The 17,855-nt window shown below is 47.0% G+C and carries 17 protein-coding genes and 3 pseudogenes; 7 read left to right on the forward strand and 13 right to left on the reverse strand.

Translation table 11 applies throughout. The features are described from left to right. Positions 1-231: 231 nt before the first annotated feature. The 4 genes and pseudogenes from istA (at position 232) to NZD89_RS00140 (ending at position 6,364) form a co-directional block, all read left to right on the forward strand. Positions 232-1,756 (forward strand): annotated as a pseudogene (gene istA / locus NZD89_RS00125) (IS21 family transposase). 22 nt (positions 1,757-1,778) lie between these two features. Beyond that, positions 1,779-2,537, forward strand: coding sequence for an IS21-like element helper ATPase IstB (gene istB, locus NZD89_RS00130; RefSeq protein WP_268005877.1), 759 nt, complete (start codon positions 1,779-1,781; stop codon positions 2,535-2,537). 794 nt (positions 2,538-3,331) lie between these two features. Then, the gene (locus NZD89_RS00135; protein ID WP_268005878.1) at positions 3,332-3,775 is read left to right on the forward strand and encodes a hypothetical protein; all 444 of its coding nucleotides are present in this window, start codon (positions 3,332-3,334) and stop codon (positions 3,773-3,775) included. A gap of 804 nt (positions 3,776-4,579) precedes the next feature. Next, positions 4,580-6,364, forward strand: a complete 1,785-nt coding sequence (locus NZD89_RS00140) for a reverse transcriptase/maturase family protein (RefSeq protein ID WP_268005879.1) — start codon at positions 4,580-4,582, stop codon at positions 6,362-6,364. 388 nt (positions 6,365-6,752) lie between these two features. On the opposite strand, the gene NZD89_RS00145 is transcribed toward NZD89_RS00140, so the two are convergent. After that, positions 6,753-6,908, reverse strand: a complete 156-nt coding sequence (locus NZD89_RS00145; RefSeq protein ID WP_268005880.1) for a hypothetical protein — start codon at positions 6,906-6,908, stop codon at positions 6,753-6,755. A 14-nt stretch (positions 6,909-6,922) separates the two neighbouring features. Beyond that, positions 6,923-7,078, reverse strand: a pseudogene (locus NZD89_RS00150) (alpha/beta-type small acid-soluble spore protein); the annotation flags it as partial. Positions 7,079-7,289: 211 nt separating this feature from the next. On the opposite strand from NZD89_RS00150, the gene NZD89_RS00155 reads away from it, so the two are divergent. Further along, positions 7,290-8,009 carry a YkoP family protein gene (locus tag NZD89_RS00155; protein WP_268005881.1) on the forward strand — a complete coding sequence of 240 codons (720 nt, stop codon included), beginning with the start codon at positions 7,290-7,292 and terminating at the stop codon, positions 8,007-8,009. Between the two features lie 132 nt (positions 8,010-8,141). Next, complete coding sequence (locus NZD89_RS00160; RefSeq protein ID WP_268005882.1) at positions 8,142-9,227, forward strand: class II aldolase/adducin family protein; 1,086 nt, start codon at positions 8,142-8,144, stop codon at positions 9,225-9,227. Here NZD89_RS00160 and NZD89_RS00165 read toward each other — a convergent pair. Together NZD89_RS00165 and NZD89_RS00170 are read right to left on the reverse strand one after the other, a co-directional pair. Beyond that, positions 9,202-9,660: an SDR family NAD(P)-dependent oxidoreductase gene (locus NZD89_RS00165; protein ID WP_369125229.1), complete on the reverse strand. Its 459-nt coding sequence runs from the start codon at positions 9,658-9,660 to the stop codon at positions 9,202-9,204. The two genes, NZD89_RS00160 and NZD89_RS00165, sit on opposite strands and share 26 nt — an antisense overlap. Next, on the reverse strand, positions 9,579-10,097 hold the full coding sequence (locus NZD89_RS00170) for an SDR family NAD(P)-dependent oxidoreductase (RefSeq protein ID WP_268005884.1): 519 nt from the start codon (positions 10,095-10,097) through the stop codon (positions 9,579-9,581). The genes NZD89_RS00165 and NZD89_RS00170 overlap by 82 nt, the downstream gene beginning before the upstream one ends. Before the next feature lie 211 nt (positions 10,098-10,308). Between NZD89_RS00170 and NZD89_RS00175 the strand changes: the two genes are divergently transcribed. Continuing rightward, entirely contained in the window at positions 10,309-10,926 is a 618-nt protein-coding gene (locus tag NZD89_RS00175; RefSeq protein ID WP_268005885.1) for a lysophospholipid acyltransferase family protein, read from the forward strand. Between the two features lie 61 nt (positions 10,927-10,987). On the opposite strand, the gene NZD89_RS00180 is transcribed toward NZD89_RS00175, so the two are convergent. The 9 genes and pseudogenes from NZD89_RS00180 to NZD89_RS00215 all read right to left on the reverse strand — a co-directional run bounded on the left by NZD89_RS00180 (position 10,988) and on the right by NZD89_RS00215 (position 17,825). Beyond that, positions 10,988-11,887: a diacylglycerol/lipid kinase family protein gene (locus NZD89_RS00180; RefSeq protein ID WP_268005886.1), complete on the reverse strand. Its 900-nt coding sequence runs from the start codon at positions 11,885-11,887 to the stop codon at positions 10,988-10,990. A 36-nt stretch (positions 11,888-11,923) separates the two neighbouring features. Beyond that, complete coding sequence (locus NZD89_RS00185) at positions 11,924-12,529, reverse strand: glycosyltransferase (RefSeq protein WP_268008344.1); 606 nt, start codon at positions 12,527-12,529, stop codon at positions 11,924-11,926. Positions 12,530-12,541: 12 nt separating this feature from the next. Next, positions 12,542-13,060, reverse strand: a pseudogene (locus NZD89_RS00190) (glycosyltransferase); the annotation flags it as partial. 385 nt (positions 13,061-13,445) lie between these two features. After that, complete coding sequence (locus NZD89_RS00195) at positions 13,446-14,531, reverse strand: MGDG synthase family glycosyltransferase (RefSeq protein ID WP_268005887.1); 1,086 nt, start codon at positions 14,529-14,531, stop codon at positions 13,446-13,448. A gap of 116 nt (positions 14,532-14,647) precedes the next feature. Then, a complete protein-coding gene (locus NZD89_RS29350) occupies positions 14,648-14,920 on the reverse strand; it encodes a VTT domain-containing protein (RefSeq protein WP_369125248.1) in 273 nt (90 codons plus the stop codon). A gap of 88 nt (positions 14,921-15,008) precedes the next feature. Beyond that, positions 15,009-15,560 (reverse strand): spore coat protein, encoded by a 552-nt coding sequence (locus tag NZD89_RS00200; RefSeq protein WP_268005888.1) that lies wholly within the window; start codon positions 15,558-15,560, stop codon positions 15,009-15,011. Then, complete coding sequence (locus tag NZD89_RS00205; RefSeq protein ID WP_268005889.1) at positions 15,527-15,859, reverse strand: hypothetical protein; 333 nt, start codon at positions 15,857-15,859, stop codon at positions 15,527-15,529. The genes NZD89_RS00200 and NZD89_RS00205 overlap by 34 nt, the downstream gene beginning before the upstream one ends. Positions 15,860-16,445: 586 nt before the next feature. Then, entirely contained in the window at positions 16,446-16,724 is a 279-nt protein-coding gene (locus NZD89_RS00210) for a hypothetical protein (protein WP_268005890.1), read from the reverse strand. A gap of 165 nt (positions 16,725-16,889) precedes the next feature. Beyond that, positions 16,890-17,825: a hypothetical protein gene (locus NZD89_RS00215; protein ID WP_268005891.1), complete on the reverse strand. Its 936-nt coding sequence runs from the start codon at positions 17,823-17,825 to the stop codon at positions 16,890-16,892. Between the last annotated feature and the right edge of the window lie 30 nt (positions 17,826-17,855).

The raw sequence follows: 17,855 nt of genomic DNA on the forward strand, positions 1-17,855 counted from the left end.
AAATAGCAGCCACCGAATCCGGAAAATAGCAGCCACTCAATCCGGAAAATAACGGCCACCAAATCCGCAAATGACGGCCATCTGGTGACAGCTTATTTCCGCGTCTAAAGTCGTCCCTCATAAAAAGCGTGGGTTCCAAAAAACGCGGCAGGTAGACAATTTTCTACCCTTGAATGAGATTGCATCTCAAGCGAAGGGAGATTTAGTCTATTGGCCAGTCGGAGGACCAACATGCACAAAATCCACGAAGTATTACGCCTTTACCACCAGTCCCAAATGAGCGAGCGTGCTATCGCGTCAAGCCTCATGCTCTCTAGGGCCACTATCGGAAAAATTATCCGTCGTGCAGACGAAGCCGGCATCACATGGCGCTGCCGGACGACATGACCGAGTCACAGCTTGAAAGGGCCCTCTTTCCCCGACCACAAGGCCGACCCAAGAACTGCTTCGAGCCCAATTGGAATGAAATTCACATGGAGATGCGAAAGAAGGGCGTTACCCTTCAATTGCTGTGGATGGAGTACAAGGAGCAGCACCCCGACGGATATCAACACACCCAATTTTGTGAACGGTATCAACAAAACAAGTCACCATGCGACACGAACACCGGGCGGGAGAAAAGATGTTCGTCGACTACGCTGGACCAACTGCTCGGGTCATTGACCCTGAAACCGGTGAAATTCATGAGGCGCAAATTTTTGTGGCTACACTTGGTGCGAGTAGCTACACATATGTAGAGGCTCAGTGGTCACAGAATCTGGAGTCATTCATTCAAGGACATGTTCATGCATTTGAGTTCTTTGGAGGCGTGCCAAAGCTCTTAGTTCCAGACAATCTGAAATCTGGCGTAAACAAGTCCGACCGTTATGAGCCTACCCTCAATCGGACCTACTTCGAGATGGCGTCATATTACGGCTGTGCAGTGTTACCAGCACGGCCACGCAAACCGCGAGATAAGGCAAAGGTCGAGGCGGCAGTGTTGCTGGCAGAGCGCTGGATTCTAGCCGTGCTACGTAAACGGACTTTCTTCAGTCTAGATGAGCTGAATGTAGCGATTCGAGAGCTTGTCATTCGGCTGAACGAAAAACCGTTTCAAAAGCTGGAGGGGTCCCGTAAGTCACTGTTCGAGGCAGTAGACAAACCAGCCCTCCAGCCCCTGCGTGAAACGCCCTACGAGTTCGCCACCTGGAGAACGGCAAGGGTAAATATAGATTATCACGTAGCGGTGCAGGGCACATATTACAGTGTCCCCTATCCGTTGGTTGGACAAGAAGTGGGCGTAAGATGCACTCAGAGGGTAATAGAGATTTTTCACAAGGGGAATCGCGTAGCAAGCCATGTTCGGGGTACGGCCAAAGGTCAGTTTGTCACGGACTCCGCTCATCGGCCAAGGTCTCATCAAGCACACGCCGAGTGGACGCCGTCCCGTCTCATCAACTGGGGAAACAGCATCGGCCCAAACACCGGGATTTTAGTCTCACGCATTCTAGACAGCAAACGGCATCCAGAACAAGGGTATCGTTCCTGTTTAGGTCTACTAAGCCTTTCAAAACAATACTCAGGTCAGCGCTTGGAACGAGCAGCAGAAAAGGCGCTCCTTGCAAACACAATTTCTTTGGCAAGCGTCAAGACTATGCTGAAAAAGGGCATGGAACAGCTCACCCTGCCACTTCATATCGACAACCCAACACCCATGCACAGCAATGTGCGCGGTGCGGCCTACTATCAATCTTCTAAGCAAAACATTGTCCACTAAATGAGTTGGAGGAGGCTAGAACATGTTAAATAATCACACGGTGGACGCGCTGCGGGGATTACGACTCACTGCTATGGCGGAAGCATACCTAAGGCAAATGCAGGACCCCACATTACAGGGGCTATCTTTCGAAGAGCGCTTTGGATTATTGGTGGACCATGAAGTCACGTCCCGTTATAACCAACGTTTAGGGAAACTCATTAGAGAGGCAAAATTCAAGGTTCAGGCAACACCTGAAGAAGTCGACCATCGTCCTGCACGTGGTTTAGATTCCGCACTCATTCGTCACCTGACAAGCGGCCAGTGGATTGCTGCTCACCACAATCTTGTTGTAACGGGTCCCACAGGCGGTGGCAAAACCTATTTATCTTGTGCACTCGAGACAGCAGCGTGTCGATTGGGTTTCTCGGTCAGATACTATCGAGTATCTCGATTGTTCCAAGACATTACCTTGTCAAAGGCGGATGGGTCATACTCACGTTTGGCCGCGAAGCTCGCCAAGACAGACTTACTGATTCTAGACGATTGGGGTCTCGCCTCCATATCCACATCAGACGGAAGAGAGCTCCTCGATATCCTGGACGATAGGACATCGCTTAAATCAACGTGTATTGCGAGTCAACTCCCTGTTGAAATGTGGCACTCCCAATTCGCGGACCCCACAGTCGCAGATGCTATCCTAGACCGCTTGGTACACAGCTCCTACAAGGTCAATTTACAGGGGGAATCAATGAGAAAACTCAAGAGCCCATTGCTAGAAAATGAGGAGTCTGCTATTTAAGATATAACCACGCTTTTGAGGGACGGAAACTGGCCGCGAATTACCGGAACAGTGGCCTACATATTTCCGGAACAAGTGGCCGCTATTTTCCGGAACAAGTGGCCACTTTGACCGGAATACACAGCCAGTTGTTGGGATGTTACAGTTTGCAGACAAATAAGACATACAGATTACTTGATTCTTGGGACCGCACGTGTTCCCAGAAGAGGATTTTATAGGAGTTTGATGAGTGTTCCAAACACTGGAAGAGTAGCAAGGTGTTATGTTGCTCGGACTAATAGCTAATCCAAGGTTTATTCTTTATGACTTTCAGAAGCCCTACAAATGAATTATTACTCAGATCCCCATAACCACTTAAAAGTACGATAGCGGAGAGTGCATCCTTAATGTGAACAGACAGTCTACTTGCGGAGAACGAAATGATAGTTCGTAATTCTACTACAATTTTGCAACATGGCGTTATGGCCAAATTGTTTTTGGCGAAGGGGAATAGATCTACCAGTATCATAAACTTTGTGTGTACAGTACTAAGCCCATGTTCTTTGTAAAGCTCGGAAAACACCATCGACCCCAACTAACAATTTATCAACTGCTCCCTTCTGTTTGCTAACCTACCTCTAAATTTACCCCAAGTTTATCTGGAACTGTACCAATAAGTATTTCACGAGATCTAGTTGACAATTTGCTTTTTCAGTAATCTTGCATTGGTTTGATAAAAGCTTTCCTAGATTTTAGCCTTAAGAAAGAAGGTGAAATTGCAACTAAGTAGTTTAAACGCGGGGAGGATACCCATAATGAAATTTGAAAGACATTTAGCAGTAGACATTGCCGACAAATTTTATGCTGCAATGTACAACTTTCCATCTACGGTCGAGATTTTGGTTCAAGATAAAGCTTTGTCGTATGTTCTGGATGGTATCTCACTTGACATTAACCTGCCCTTCGATAGCGACGCATATACGATCTTAAAGCGACCTTTTCATACCAGAATTGATATTGAATTTCGTGAGAATAACACGCTCTCTTTTCGCTGTAGAGTTATAGGGACAGATATTGATTTCTATTATCGTATTGGGGCGTATATTACTTCATTGCTTAAACCTGTGATTTTGGATGGTATCCTTCCGATAGTAAAACTTCGGTCAGTTCATCTGTATAATGACACTGTTACGTTATCTATCATAATTCAAATGTTCGATGAACTTCCGAGGGAAGAAGACGACATTCCTATAGAATGACAATACTAGGTGTTGAATGGTTAGGAAAAGTAGATTGAATCAGTCAGCAGAAGAAAGATTTCATAACTTCTTAGTGCTACACAGGTTCCATTTTCCCTATAGAGCAGTAGGACTGATGTCAAGGAACTCTTTAGCCTTTCGGTAAAGGTTACGGAACAGATGATGTGCGATTGATTCTTGGGTATGGTTTCTGTGAATTGAACCCTTGTCAAATCTGACTCGATATCATCAGCCACAAACGGGTAACGAAAGCCGTATGCGGGAAAACTGTGCGCCGTTTCACCAGGCGCTGGATACCTCTTGTAGAGAGGAGAGGCTCGGAAGAATTGCCTCTGGGTCACCCACCCTACCTAAACGCGAAAGCGGGAGGGGAAAGTAGCATGGTGGGAAAGTGCGATACGAACCGAAGGCGTTTAGGGCGTAGTCGTGCAAGACCCGCGTGATATGGCGAAGACTGTATTGTATGAATCCCAGTCTCCAGCGATGGAACCGTCACATCTCCTGACACAACGCCTTAGAGCAGGGTCATCAGTATCAGGCGATTCCGAGTTTTGTCGCCCCAACCTTCTGACTGATGAGCGGTGAACAGTGAGTTCACTCAAGGAGACGAACGGGACGCCTAAGTCGCGCTAGATACGTCCAGTGCAATGGGAATGCGGGATTGCCTAAGGGGCGCGAGCCCTATGGTAACGGAGTGTCCGTAGTAGTCGTGGGAGTAATGCCCCACCAAGGAGAGTGAGAAAGTCGCTCACAAGGCAAAGGGACACAGGTGTTTTTGACTCTCAAGACAGGGAGGTATGCGAAATGCAGAGCGCCGAAACTGTACTCGGAGTCATTCATGAGTTAGGTAAACGAGGTCAACCGCTGAAACGTCTGTATCGTAATTTATTCAACCCTTTCCTTTACCTACGGGCATATGGTCGCATTTATCGTAATCATGGAGCTCTCACTCCTGGAACAACACCGGAAACAGCAGATGGTATGTCACTAACGAAAATTCAAACCATTATCGACGCCGTTCGTAATGAGCGCTACAGATGGAATCCTGTCCGTCGAACGTACATCGCGAAGAAGAATTCCAACCAGAAACGTCCTCTAGGACTACCATCGTGGTCGGACAAGCTGTTGCAAGAGGTTATCCGCAACCTTTTGGAGGCATATTACGAGCCTCAGTTTAGCTCGAAATCACATGGATTCCGCCCGGGTCGAGGCTGTCACACAGCGCTTGACATGATTCATTCAGGATGGCGAGGAACTACATGGTTCGTCGAAGGCGATATATCCCAATGTTTCGATCGATTGGATCACACATTTCTGCTTTCCACTTTAGCAGACAAAATCCACGATCAACGCTTTTTGCGCCTCATTCAGGGTTTACTCGACGCTGGGTATTTGGAAGAGTGGCGGTATCATGCAACTTTAAGTGGTGCCCCACAGGGTGGCGTTTCGAGTCCGATTTTAGCAAATATCTATTTGGATAAATTGGACAAGTTTGTCGAGGCAGAAATCCTGCCCAAGTACAATGCTGGAACTCGACGTGCTCCGAATCCTGAATACATGAGAGTTCATCGACAAATCACGTACTACGAGAAACAGGGAAATAAGGAACGGGCGAGGCAACTGAGAAATCAGCTGCAATGTCTCCCATCTAGAGACCCTGAAGACCCGGGATTCCGACGACTTCGCTACATACGATACGCCGATGATTGGCTGTTAGGGCTGAGCGGACCAAAGTGTGAAGCAGAGGATATCAAGCGACAAATTGGAGACTTCCTCCGCAATTCTCTCAGGCTAGAACTGTCTGAGACGAAGACTCTAATCACGCACGCGCGAACTGAAACAGCGCGTTTTCTAGGTTATGAGATTATGGTTCTCAATAATGATCATAAGCATGACAAGCGTGGTCACCGTAGCATCAATGGACAAATCGGTCTAAAAGTACCGATGAAAGTCATTCGGGAAAAGTGTAAACCCTACCTTCGGAATGGAAAACCCATTCGTCGAACGGAACGCACTGTAAATACAGCCTATAGTATCATATCTCAGTTTCAGGCGGAGTTTCGGGGGATTGCGGAGTACTACCAGCTAGCATTCAATCGCCACCAGCTTAGCCGTTTAAGACATATTATGGAACAATCGCTGACGAAAACACTCGCACGCAAGTATCGTATAAGCGTGAATGAGGTCTATCGTCGCTATCGAACTGTACTGCAGACTGAGCAGGGACCTCGAAAAGGACTTCAAGTGACTATTGAGAGAGGCGAGGGACGCAAGCCACTCATGGCAAAGTGGGGCGGGATTTCCCTAGCAAGAAGAATCAGGGCAGTCGAATTAAATGACTCTCCGCCGGTTATTTGGAATAGTCAGCGCTCAGAGTTAATTCAACGGCTTCTTGCTAACACCTGCGAACTGTGTGAATCCCATGAAAACATTGAGGTACACCATATCCGACACCTGAAAGATTTAAAGGGCAAGGGAAGAAAAGAACAACCTGAATGGGTAAAGAACATGGCATCACGCAAACGGAAGACACTTATCGTCTGCCGCAGATGTCATGAAGACATTCATGCGGGACGTAAAAATACCTGAACATGAAATGAGGCACTGGAGAGCTGGGTGCAGTGAAAGCTGCAAGCCCGGTTCGGAGGGGGACCGAAGGAAAAGGGCTGCTTTTAGTACCTCGTCGGCGGTCTACCCTACGTCACGCACGGTTCTGAGGGGGCGAGGGCACCGCAAGGTGCCCAAGCTACCCGGCTAGATTAGATCAATAGTGCGCCTAGCTAAGGGATATCCCGTCTGGGTGTGGACAGAGAAGCCTGACTTGCGTCAAGGAGGACATTTAAGACCAGGAACATTGGGAGTCCGTCTTAAATTTTAGATGCAGTGACAAGCAAGTGCACCAGCTCCGACTGAACAACCGACAGCAGTGCAAACGTAAACCGAAGCTCTTGCTCCGACTACGGGGCGAGGGCATTTTTCATTGGGATACGTTTCTCGTCGCATTGCCTACAGTGTTTGCAGCACTACCCATTGTGTTCCCTGCGTTGTTTGTAGCGTTTTGCACCCCTGGGACACACCCAGTTGCCAACAATAGCGTGATGCCCCCACAGATCACGAGCTTACGAACCTTCATTTTAGTTGTCTCCTTTACAGTAACCCACCAGAGTGACCGGACAAGCTTTGTTCTGCGAATGCAACCAGCCGTGGCGTCATTTCATCGCCGACAGCTCCATTCAGAGGAGATGATGTGTCTGCGCCGAGTTCCTGTGCTATTTCATACTTCATGCGCTCGATTGCGTTTGCTGATTGATGAACTTCACGACAGAAGAGACAGGTAAGTTCTGTGGCTCCACCTGTCCTTTTCGTAACTCAATTCGCTTGAGGGTGTAGGCGGGAGTGCATGCACATAATGTTTGTCGGCAACCATTTTACGCTCCCTTCGAGTGTAATTTCCATTTGTTCGTCGATAATACCCATCGACACCGATCTTGTAGAGTGCAGGGGGCTGATGGTTATGATCCGATTACACCGGGATAGAGCGATGAACATGGTGCATATTTTGTTAGCTTTCTTCCTTGGTGAAGAGTACTTTATCGAGGATCAAGTACAGCAACAGAAAGGTGGTCAAAATGACCGTATCCATGGATTGATTTGGAAATCATGCGATGCATTGTTCCGTTTGGCGTTAGGAATCAAACCTCTACAACAGGGAAAGTCGGATCTGTTTTGCATTGCTAAGCACCGATATCTCGGACGATCGTTGTCCGTTGACGGAATCCGTGTACGTAGGTTTGACCCCATCATCGAGATTCACATGAACAACAAAGTATTGAATCAAGCCATACGTGAGCATGGCTCTGTGGTCAGCATGGCAGCCAGGCTAATAAAAGAAACCAAGCAGTCCTTGCCTGTGCTTGCTGATTGTGTTGCTTCCCACAAGTATGAAAAAGCAAAAATCCTATATAGTACAACGTTTATCCATCGAGGTGTAGAACGCTTTGGATTTAGCACCTTTCCCATTCAGAGCCAGCCTACTTACCGTTTTTTGGAATGGTATTTGCGGAACATTTTTCGCATGACAAACCCAAATGCAAGTTCATTATTTGAGGCTCGTCCAGACATTTTTATCCCCAAAATTGTGGCGATATCAAAGCATCGCCTCATCCGGGAATACGGAGGACTCCGGGATGGGGAATTCAATTCGCATTCAGCATCTGAAGTATCATCAAACTAACCAAATTTGTGCGGAAAATACTGATATTCATTCGTTCAATTTTCATATCTCGTTGCCGCTCAACTTATTGGGATAAATCAACAACAATCCGTATACAATATATCGTGATTTTAGATGACAGGAGGAGGTAACATGGTCTACTCGGTATCAGGGCAAATCAACACCGACGTTCTGAGGTGGTTCATGGACGGAGTCCAGCAAGTTCTTCAGAAAAACGGATACCGCTTCGTTGATCCAGCGGAAAAGGATATTCGGCTCGTTTTCAATTTTGTCGAAGCCAGCTCCCCACGTCCTTATCGTCGGAAAGCACAGGCGACTTATGTTATTTCAGTTGTCGAAACAAACGAGCAGCCACAAGACGTCCTCCGTGCGGCCTACCCGACTTTGATTCGCGCGCTGTCAAACTTATTAATTTATATCGTGAACACTGGCGACCACATACATACCTATTTCGTAACGCTTGAACAGGGCTATTATAAAGTGCCTTATGAGATGGGACAGGATGACAAGTACTTCGAATATATTTTCAAACGCATGGAACCTTTGGCTTCATCGAGTTTGATCATTAACAACGAATTTGAACCCGACCTACCGGAAGACCTTTGGGAAGGGGACGATATTACTGAACAAGTTCGCCTTGCAGCAAAAAAAATCGACGAAATAGATTTGTTCCCCGCACCATTTCCGATACAGGAAATTCTCCCACCAGAAGATTTTCGGCATGTCAAGCGACTTTTCGGGATCGGTGGGTTGAGCTATGGCAATTTAAGCGCACGAAAAGACGACCGGCGCTTTTGGATGAGCGCGAGCGGAGTAAACAAAGGGAACTTGAGTCGTATTGGGGAAGACATGCTTCTTGTTAAGCATTTTCATGAAGAGCGCAAAACGATGCAGTTGAGTGTGCCTCCCAACGTTACACCTCGAAGGGTATCCGTTGACGCCATCGAACATTGGATGATCTATACAGAGCACCCCAAAGTGGGCGCCGTTGTTCACATTCATGCGTGGATGGATGGGATTCCTTCGACCCAGATTAATTACCCTTGCGGTACCGTGGAACTCGCCCGCGCAGTAGCACAACTGGTTCGCGAGGAAGATAATCCTGACCGTGCGATCATTGGGCTGAAAAACCACGGTTTAACCATTACAGGTCGAGACCTCGACGATATTTTTGAACGGATTGAAGGCCGAATTATTCCTCAGGTTCCGATGTCGTAACCGTGGAATTGCTTTGAACGACTGTTGGGTGCGGCTCCAAGGTGCGATGTTTATGTTTCTCAATCTGGGTTTGAATCGACTGGATCCAATCAGGGACAGATAAACGATAATATGATTCAACCAAAGAGGGGAACGCGTAGGCAAGGCGGGCCGCCCAACCCATTCGTTTTGGAACCACTACGTCTTGTTTACGCTGAATCACCGCCTTATAGATTTGCTTGGCTGTTATTCTCGGTTGTAACACCGGGATTCCAGGCGGTAAGCGATACATTTCGCGGTGAAGGTAATTCTCGATTAACGGCGTATCGACAGGACCTGGCGTTATCATTTGCACGCGTATTCCTTCAGGTTTCAGTTCTTGCCGCAAAGATAAAGCAAACCCGCGAAGAGCGTGTTTAGTTGCAGCGTATGCTGCAAAAAAGGTGGTGTACACGGAACGGACAACGATGAAATGAAGACAATGGTTTTTCGTTCACCATTTCTGATTAACGACAAAAATGCCTGCGTCACGTTCACGGCACCCCAATAATTCACTTCCATTGCATGCTTGGCGAGGCCACAATCCATCATCTCCACCGGTGATAGGTAGAATTCAGCCGCACCGTATATGAGTACATCCACGCGCCCAAATTGGCTTCGAATCTGATTCGCAAGTTGTATTACTTCATCCGGGGATGTAATGTCTGCGGGAAATTCTTGAGCCTTTCCTCCGTTCGCACGGATCTCATCGACGGATTCTCGTAAGCGTTCCCTCCCTCTAGCAATCAACAGCGTCTGTGTTCCTTGTGTAGCAAACAGCAGTGCACTCTCCCTGCCAATACCACTTGAACCCCCAACAATCGCCACCACTTGATTCGCTAATCCGCTCACATGAATTCGCCACCTTACTACAAACCGTCTATGTTTCAATATACCCAAATTGTGCATTGCACAATCAAATTTTACGTTGCGAATCTCGCCTAGCGTGCCGAATCGAATGAGTCACGCTGTATATGAACATTGGATGACGATGGACGGTATTGGACAGGATATTTGCGGATAAGATCCTCGTTCGATTTCATTCTAAGGAGCACCATTTTATATGGTAAACACACGTTTGTTTTTAAAATGCATCATTCAAATGTACTACAAGGCTTCTCACCGAGTCACCGTTAACGGGCTTGAGAAACTACCTGTTTGTGGTCCCTATATTATCGCCTCGAATCACATTTCCAATCACGACCCGATACTGCTTGGTGTATGCCTAAACCCAACGATTAAATTTATGGCGAAGGACGAGCTATTTCGGATCCCTGTACTACGTTCGATTTTAAAAAAACTTAACGCGTTTCCTGTGAAGCGTACTGGGATAGGGATTGGTGCAATTCGTTACGCCATTTTGCTTCTGAAGATGGGCGAGGTTGTCGGGATCTTCCCTGAGGGAACGAGAAATCGCAATGGACGTCAGCTTCCTTGGAAACCGGGAGTTGGGTTTATTGCAACAAAAGCTAAATTTGTACCAATCGTTCCGATCGCTATTTGTGCTCAACGAGCTAAATTATTCAGACGATTTCAAATAATTGTAGGAGATCCTATCATACCATTTCATTCAGATTATCGATTGCTGGCTCAAGATGTGATGCAAACGATCCAAAATTTAAAGAGTTCCGTAGAGCTCAGTTCAACAAGTTGTATCGTGGGTCAAGAAAGTATACAGTGAGTTTGCGATGCAGCCCGCACAGGCACTGGGCTCGATAACCCCTGCTACAGGTTTTCCTTTACTAGGTGAGAAAACGAATTCGTTTTTCACTAACACTGATCTGAAGGGAAGAGGAGGCAATGAGTTCACCATCGGCATGAGCAATCATGTAATCGGGGCAAGTAATCTCGATGTGCTTTCCTTGCTGCGTTGTAATAAAAGTCTCCTTCTCAACGTGCCTTCCCGTATAGACGGACGGAAGGAGTTTTAAGAAATTCATTTTCCCCAAGTTAGACACGATACACACGTCAAGCAAATCGTCGTCGTACTTGGCAGACGGGCAGATTTTCATACCACCTCCATAAAAGGAGCCATTCCCGATGGCGATCATCCACACGTGTGATAGAATTACACAATTTCCGTCAATGTTGAGCATCACTTCAGATGGAGTGAATGATTTTAACACAGTAATGGCGCTTAAGGAATATCCAAGTGCCCCGAGGATTTTGATGAACATATGCCGATTTATATGATTCGCAACTATTCCGTCAAATCCGATGCCTGCTGCGTTAATAAAGTGCCGTCCGTTAATTTTCGCCACATTTAAAGACGCTTCCTTAGGGTAACACAGCATATGTAGTAGGTCTTTATCGGATTTATTAGCTTCTATCGACCGTGCCAAGTCATTACCTGTACCAAACGGAAGTATCCCAATCATCACATCTCTGCCAAGCACTCCGTTGACAATTTCATTAACGGTCCCATCTCCACCAACGGCGATCACTCGTTCAAAGTGCGAGTGGGTTGCCTGCAAAGAAACAGTTTCTGCTTCCCCTGAACGGGTCGTAAAGTGTACTTTATAAGGGAAAGTTGTATATTTCTTTAGTTGCCGTTCGAAAGCATCCCATCGTGATTTGGTTGTTCCTCTTCCGGCTGTGGGATTGACGATAAATAAGGTTTCTATAAGGAACGCCCCCTGCAACATGGATGCTGGTTAATAAGTCGAATCTTGAATGGGTTAAGGTTGATTTGCAGCTCGCGGGACAAGCAAGCGTTGATAATGGCTGAGAAGTTGTTCAGTTGGTTTGCTCCAGTCCAGGGTAAATACAATGTCTTTTGCCAATGCTTGGACTCTTTTGCGTTGTCTTTCGTCATACAACAATCCATTTAGCGCTTCCAACATGGAATCGAAATCTTCTGGGTCGAATATAAATCCAATTCTTCCGTGTTCCAATACCTCTTGTGTGGCGGGACTATTCGAGGCCATCACTGGCAGACCACTTGCCATCGCTTCATATAATACAAGCCCAAGGGTTTCAGTGGTTGATGTAAAGACAAAGCCGTCTGCAGAAGCGTACGCCTGTGCTAATTCCTCTCCGAACAAGTACCCAGTGAATACTGTATTGGTACCTGCAAAAATGGACTCTAGTGTTGAGCGGTACGAACCATCTCCTACAATGGCTAAATGTATATCAGGCATTCGGTCAAGGCATGGACGCAGATTCTCAATTTCCTTTTCTTTGGCAAGGCGCCCCACGTACAATAATAACTTTTGGTGATTATCCTTGTGGCGGTTTAACAGACGTGTGCGCATTTGCTCTGAACGCTTTGCAGGCGAAAACATCTGCAAATCTACGCCGCATTCCCACAAAGCGAGGTCACGAAATCCTCGGGACTCTAGCTCTACTATTGTTGCACTGGACGGACATAGGTTGATTTCAGCTCGATTGTGTATCGGGCGAAAACACCACCACAAAAATGGTTCCAACCAAGGGAGCCGGTAATAACGTGCATACGTCGGTATGTGTGTGTGATAGGACGCAATAAGCGGTACACGATACCTTCGCGCGTAGTAAATTGCGGCGAAGCCAAGAAAGCCCGGATTTACGGCGTGTATAAGATCAGGCTGAAATTCTTTTAGAACTTTTCCGACCCTTGGAAAGGGCAACGCAAATTTCTTTTCAGGATAAAGAAAAAAACGAAAGGAAGGGATTCCGATAATCGTGGCAAAGGCGTACGTTGGCGGGGCTCCATGAGGCGCAAATAATAGTACATCATGACCTGATTCAGATAGGTGCTTTAATGTACCACACAAACGTGTGACAACACCATCCGTTCCAGGGAGAAATGTCTCAGAGAATATGGCGATTCGCATCCCGTTCACCGACCTTCGTATGCAGATATAACACAGACTTTTGTTTATACAACTTGTTGAACGTCAGCAGCTCTTACACAGACGGAATTGCCGGAATATGTGTTGGAAAGTTTGAACAATGTTTAATTTTTCCTTGTCTGTGCATCGACATACATGGCAGATGCGCACTCATTTTGTGACGGGATTAATCTCCCTGTGGGCGTTTTGGAAGACTCCACAGATAGAGAGATGCGTGGGGAAGGAACAGCTATTAAGTGCACTTGGCAGAGTCGGCTTAGCCGTCAAGATTCGTGAACAGTCAAAAGCCTTTGACCGGGTGACCTTAGACATCGGAGGTCCATGATTACGGTAATCTTCAAAATCATGACGTTGTCTCAGATGTGTTTTAACGTATCTTCAATCGTTGCAAGGCATGTTCCACAATTCGTTTTGCCGCATCAGGACGTGCTGCGGACGCACAAGCAAAGGCCATTTCTGTACGTTGACTCGAAGATTTCATTCTTTTGAGGATGGTATAGAATTCTTCGGAATTTCGTGCAATGTCGGCCGCCCCTATGCGTTTTATAAAGGCTGCGTTATTTGCTTCTTGCCCTGGCTGTGGATGATAGATGACCATCGGGCAATGACTGGCTAGGCATTCACTCACTGTTACTCCTCCCGATTTTATGACGGCAAACGACGCCCCTCGTAACCAAGAGGATACATTATTCACAAATGGCAAGCCATGAATGTCCGGGTCGTTTACAGCAAATCCCTCCACTTGGTGAAGCATAACTTCATTACGACCACACATTACATACACAGCATGATTAGGCAACACTCGACGAGCAATTACAATTGCACGTCGCAAGTGTGGAAATACGCCGCGGCCACCTGTAGCAAACAGAATATAAGGGCGATTCTTCGACAGGTTTTGTGGTGAATCGTGTATATGAAATTGGGACCGAATGGGAATTCCTGATATCACTACTTCCGCTTGTGCTGACACGAATGGCCGTGCGATTTCACAGATCTCCTCATTTGCGAAAAAATAAGTGTCAACATTATCATGAAACCAACTTCCGTGGATGCTGTAGTCGGTTAAGACAACTCCAAGATATGGTCTGTTCCATTGCCAGATAAGTCTTGCCAATGAATGGTTTGGGAACAATTGCAACACAATGTCTGGATGATATTGCTCTAGCGCACGAATTACTGCCGGCTTAGAAAAGAAGGACGTGGCCTTCCAAAGTCTACTATGTGGACCTAGATTCGAGGTCATTCTGTACAACATTCCATATACTGGTGGAGTGTAACGGGTCATCCACTCGTACGAATATTCGAGACACCTAGCCATACGAAAGTTTGTTGAACGAAAGCAGTCAACCTCTATAACTTCCACACCATGCTCAATAAAGACGTTTCGTAATGCCGATGCCACCTGCTTATGTCCGTCTCCTAATGAGGCTGGCAACAATAAAGCCTTAGCCATTTAATTACCTCCAACCAAAAGCGCGATTGCGCATGGTGATCGCCGAATTCCGGCGATAGCAATCCATTCGATGTTGCTTCGACTCCCAGGGGCAGAAATTCTCGTCATCCCTTCTTTTAGTGGGCCCATCGTTTTAACCGTTGAACGTGACTGTTGAACAGATATCCCAAGGTCCACACGACCAGAAGTACAATTCCACCGCTAACAAGCAAAATGAGGTATTTCCGCGATGCTCCGACAAATAAGAGAGCAGCCGCGACATAGTGTGGAATACCCCCCACTGCCGACGTCCAAATATAGTTCCATGGTTTTACCGATCGCGAAACCCCTGCTGTGTAGTTGACCACGATAAATGGTAATGGAATGATCCGGGCCAACAGTAATCCGATGACTCCAAGCCGTCATACAAAACGCCCCTGCATGCGAGCGCATACAGGGAAGCCAGTCCCACATTCACAATTTCGCTGAGGAACCCGGTTAGTGGACCCCTGCCATTTGGGGAACGGGATCGTACGTTTGATTGAGGGCTTTAAGATACGTGCCTGTCGCTTGTTCTCCAGGATAATAGCCGTTCTTGCTCATCCAGCCTGCAACTTCAAAGGCGTGATGGGAACACATTGTAAATGCATCCTCAAGGAACTGGCGCAACTGTGGTTCGTCTGCCTCAAACGCAGCCGAAGCATAGCTCTTTCCGTTGGCCTTAAGACTGACCAAATAGGCTGTTCCAATACCCCTGTCGTCGAACGCCGCAGCGTTTGGATTTGGCGTTACAGCTTGTGGTGGTTTTTGTGTGCCTGCCGATTTTGCCGGCATCGGCGGGACATTCAGCTTTTCATTGCATGATCCCGATCTCGCCCACTCTACCTTCATGTTATAGTCCTGAATGTGCGCGTCCTGGTGCTTCTGAAGAATGCCCTTTAATTCCGGGTCTTTCGCTTGGTTGATGAAAATTCCCATGCTGTTAATCGTATTCACGCAGCCATACAACAACTCATTCAGCTCAAACGCTTCATGTCCACGAAGTGGCATTTCATCGCCCTCCCCAGTGTACTTGGAATGTTACTAATTTGGCCCACGCGTTTCGCTTTATGTACGTCTGGACGTACCAAAAATGCACTGAGCGTAGTCTCTTGCTGGCATTTACTTTGCCTCGACAAGCGAATTTTATCAGCCGTTCGATACATAGGTGTAGCAAGGAACGAAAAACCCGCAGCGACGAGGAACAAAACTGTACCGCTGCTGGCATGGAGGATGACGCCGCCAAGCCAAGGCCCGACAAAGAAACTGAGGCCACCAATGGAACTGACACCAAAGTAGGTACCGCGCAACTGTTCATCTGCCAGGAGCGAGGTGTTGTATTCCCCCATCACCGGGAAGTTTGATGATTTCCCTTAATGTGAGTACAAACATGGCAACCAGGTACTGCCACAAGACGTGCGACAAAGAGATTCCGGTTCTGGTGCAAAAATATTTGAATACACCATATGTAGTGTGGACTCAGTTACGATACACCACTGTTCGTGAATTTTTGCACCAGAACCTGTCACTTGAATCTGAGCATCTAATCCAGCTAATAGGAGTTATGAATCTATGCAGCCTCGTTGAATATTCAGTAGCATATTTATTGCAATAGCCTCTCAGCATTGGAGTCTTGAAAAGTGATATAAAACAGGTGGAATTCCAGAAATGCGCTGGAAATCGACGGTTTCATGGTTGTTGGGACGATGTTCCATGAAAAAGGGTATAGCAAACAGAGCGATGATGATTCGATTTTCAAAAAGTCATCGCTGGAGATGGTATGATTGGGGTATTCTCAGGCTGACAAGAGCATCGATCTCAGGTCTAGATTGCTCTCTTGGTACCAAGCGTCCATGTGTTGACACATGGCGATGCCGTAGATGCGGACTGTCCACATCATGGTACTGCGATGCTTGCAGCTTCGAGGAGGTAATCCTCTTTTACTCGCTTGTTGCTACGCTCGCAGGTGGTTCTGCGTTTGTAGACATTGACCCACTCGTTGCTGTTGCGGGCAACGGGTGGGAACAAGCGAGGATTGTGTTTGGTGTATGTGTGAACGCATCTTCCGTAAGTTGAATCGGAACAAGGCGTATCACAAGTCACCACGCCTTTTACGACGAGCGGACAATAGTATTTGCGTCGACCCCGTGTACTGTCATATCCACGGTCTTTCATCTCCAATCCCTTCTTGCAGAAGGGGATCCCAGTCGGGGAAAATGTGATGTCATCCTTCTGAACTCCTTTATTTACTTCCTGTACTGCGCAAGTTCAAATCAATGAACGGCTTAATACTTCGCGAATGAAGGTACTCGTAAATTGGCAGCGCGTCGTGTGCAGCGTCTAAAATTGCCTTGTCCCAGGTGTAATCACGAAAGCGTTCAACAAACTCGCGGGCACTAACCACCCACGATGTCGCATCATGGCGGGAAGCTCGCTGCAACCTGGGATAGAGCGGTAGGTCATAGGGGCTATCGGCAGCAACAAATGTATAGAGGTGATAACCGAAAAAGTATTTGTTTCGATAACTGTCCCACCCCATGTCACAGTCGGGTTGGGAGTAGATACGATAGCACCTGCATGGTACAACGCCGAGTTCGCGACAGTTGCAAAGTCGCCGACTACGAACTTGGGTAGCTGTCTGAAGTGGCATTCCATCGCTAGCAATAGAAGGGCGCAGGTGTTACCTAATAAGCTGGATTTCGCAGAGACGGTAAGAAATTGACGTTGAAATAATCTAAGTAGAACGTCGAAAGGTTGGACTTTGTTGCTGGAACGCTTCTGTAGTTGAGTCATTAGTTTTGCGATTTTGCTGTACGCTTTGGTGGGTGCCTTTTCACCCTTTTTGCCACCTTTGATTTTCTTACGGTTGAGTCTGTGTTTGGGTGAAAGATTTGCAGAATCACAAGACCACAACCGTCGGAAGAAGCCGTAGAACGTACCAACGCCTGGCGTTTTCCCGTACTCAAAGCCGCTAAGGATAGCATACAATGGGCAGCGCCGTAATTGATTGACCCACTCTGTGACAGATGGTTCCCCAACCTGAAGCATGAGCAGATACGAACGCAGTAAGTCGGCAGGGTCAATGGACTTTGGACCACGACACGAGAAATTTTCTTGGAGTAAGTTAAACGTGCCAGAGAGGTCGGTGATCCAGAACTTCTTAACAAGTGACCAGTCTTTGGAGACAAACAGAAGCGACCCATTTGCATAGTGAATACGCAGTTGTTGCTGAACGAACGATTGGTACTGCTCATGAGACCTGACCACTGGCAGCATAACGCAACCCCAATTCAGATGAGATAGAGC

The organism is Alicyclobacillus fastidiosus, assembly GCF_026651875.1.
GTDB classification, from domain to species: Bacteria; Bacillota; Bacilli; order Alicyclobacillales; family Alicyclobacillaceae; genus Alicyclobacillus; species Alicyclobacillus fastidiosus.

Excerpts from the sequence above, each read along its gene's own strand:
- NZD89_RS00215 (WP_268005891.1), bottom strand. The coding sequence starts at position 17,825 with ATGCTGCCAGTGGTCAGGTCTCATGAGCAGTACCAATCGTTCGTTCAG.
- NZD89_RS00145 (WP_268005880.1), bottom strand. The coding sequence starts at position 6,908 with ATGAAGGTTCGTAAGCTCGTGATCTGTGGGGGCATCACGCTATTGTTG.
- NZD89_RS00155 (WP_268005881.1), top strand. The coding sequence starts at position 7,290 with ATGATCCGATTACACCGGGATAGAGCGATGAACATGGTGCATATTTTG.
- NZD89_RS00185 (WP_268008344.1), bottom strand. The coding sequence starts at position 12,529 with ATGTTTTCGCCTGCAAAGCGTTCAGAGCAAATGCGCACACGTCTGTTA.
- NZD89_RS00200 (WP_268005888.1), bottom strand. The coding sequence starts at position 15,560 with ATGCCACTTCGTGGACATGAAGCGTTTGAGCTGAATGAGTTGTTGTAT.
- NZD89_RS00210 (WP_268005890.1), bottom strand. The coding sequence starts at position 16,724 with ATGAAAGACCGTGGATATGACAGTACACGGGGTCGACGCAAATACTAT.
- NZD89_RS00175 (WP_268005885.1), top strand. The coding sequence starts at position 10,309 with ATGGTAAACACACGTTTGTTTTTAAAATGCATCATTCAAATGTACTAC.
- NZD89_RS00140 (WP_268005879.1), top strand. The coding sequence starts at position 4,580 with ATGCAGAGCGCCGAAACTGTACTCGGAGTCATTCATGAGTTAGGTAAA.
- NZD89_RS00195 (WP_268005887.1), bottom strand. The coding sequence starts at position 14,531 with ATGGCTAAGGCTTTATTGTTGCCAGCCTCATTAGGAGACGGACATAAG.
- NZD89_RS00160 (WP_268005882.1), top strand. The coding sequence starts at position 8,142 with ATGGTCTACTCGGTATCAGGGCAAATCAACACCGACGTTCTGAGGTGG.
- NZD89_RS00135 (WP_268005878.1), top strand. The coding sequence starts at position 3,332 with ATGAAATTTGAAAGACATTTAGCAGTAGACATTGCCGACAAATTTTAT.
- istB (WP_268005877.1), top strand. The coding sequence starts at position 1,779 with ATGTTAAATAATCACACGGTGGACGCGCTGCGGGGATTACGACTCACT.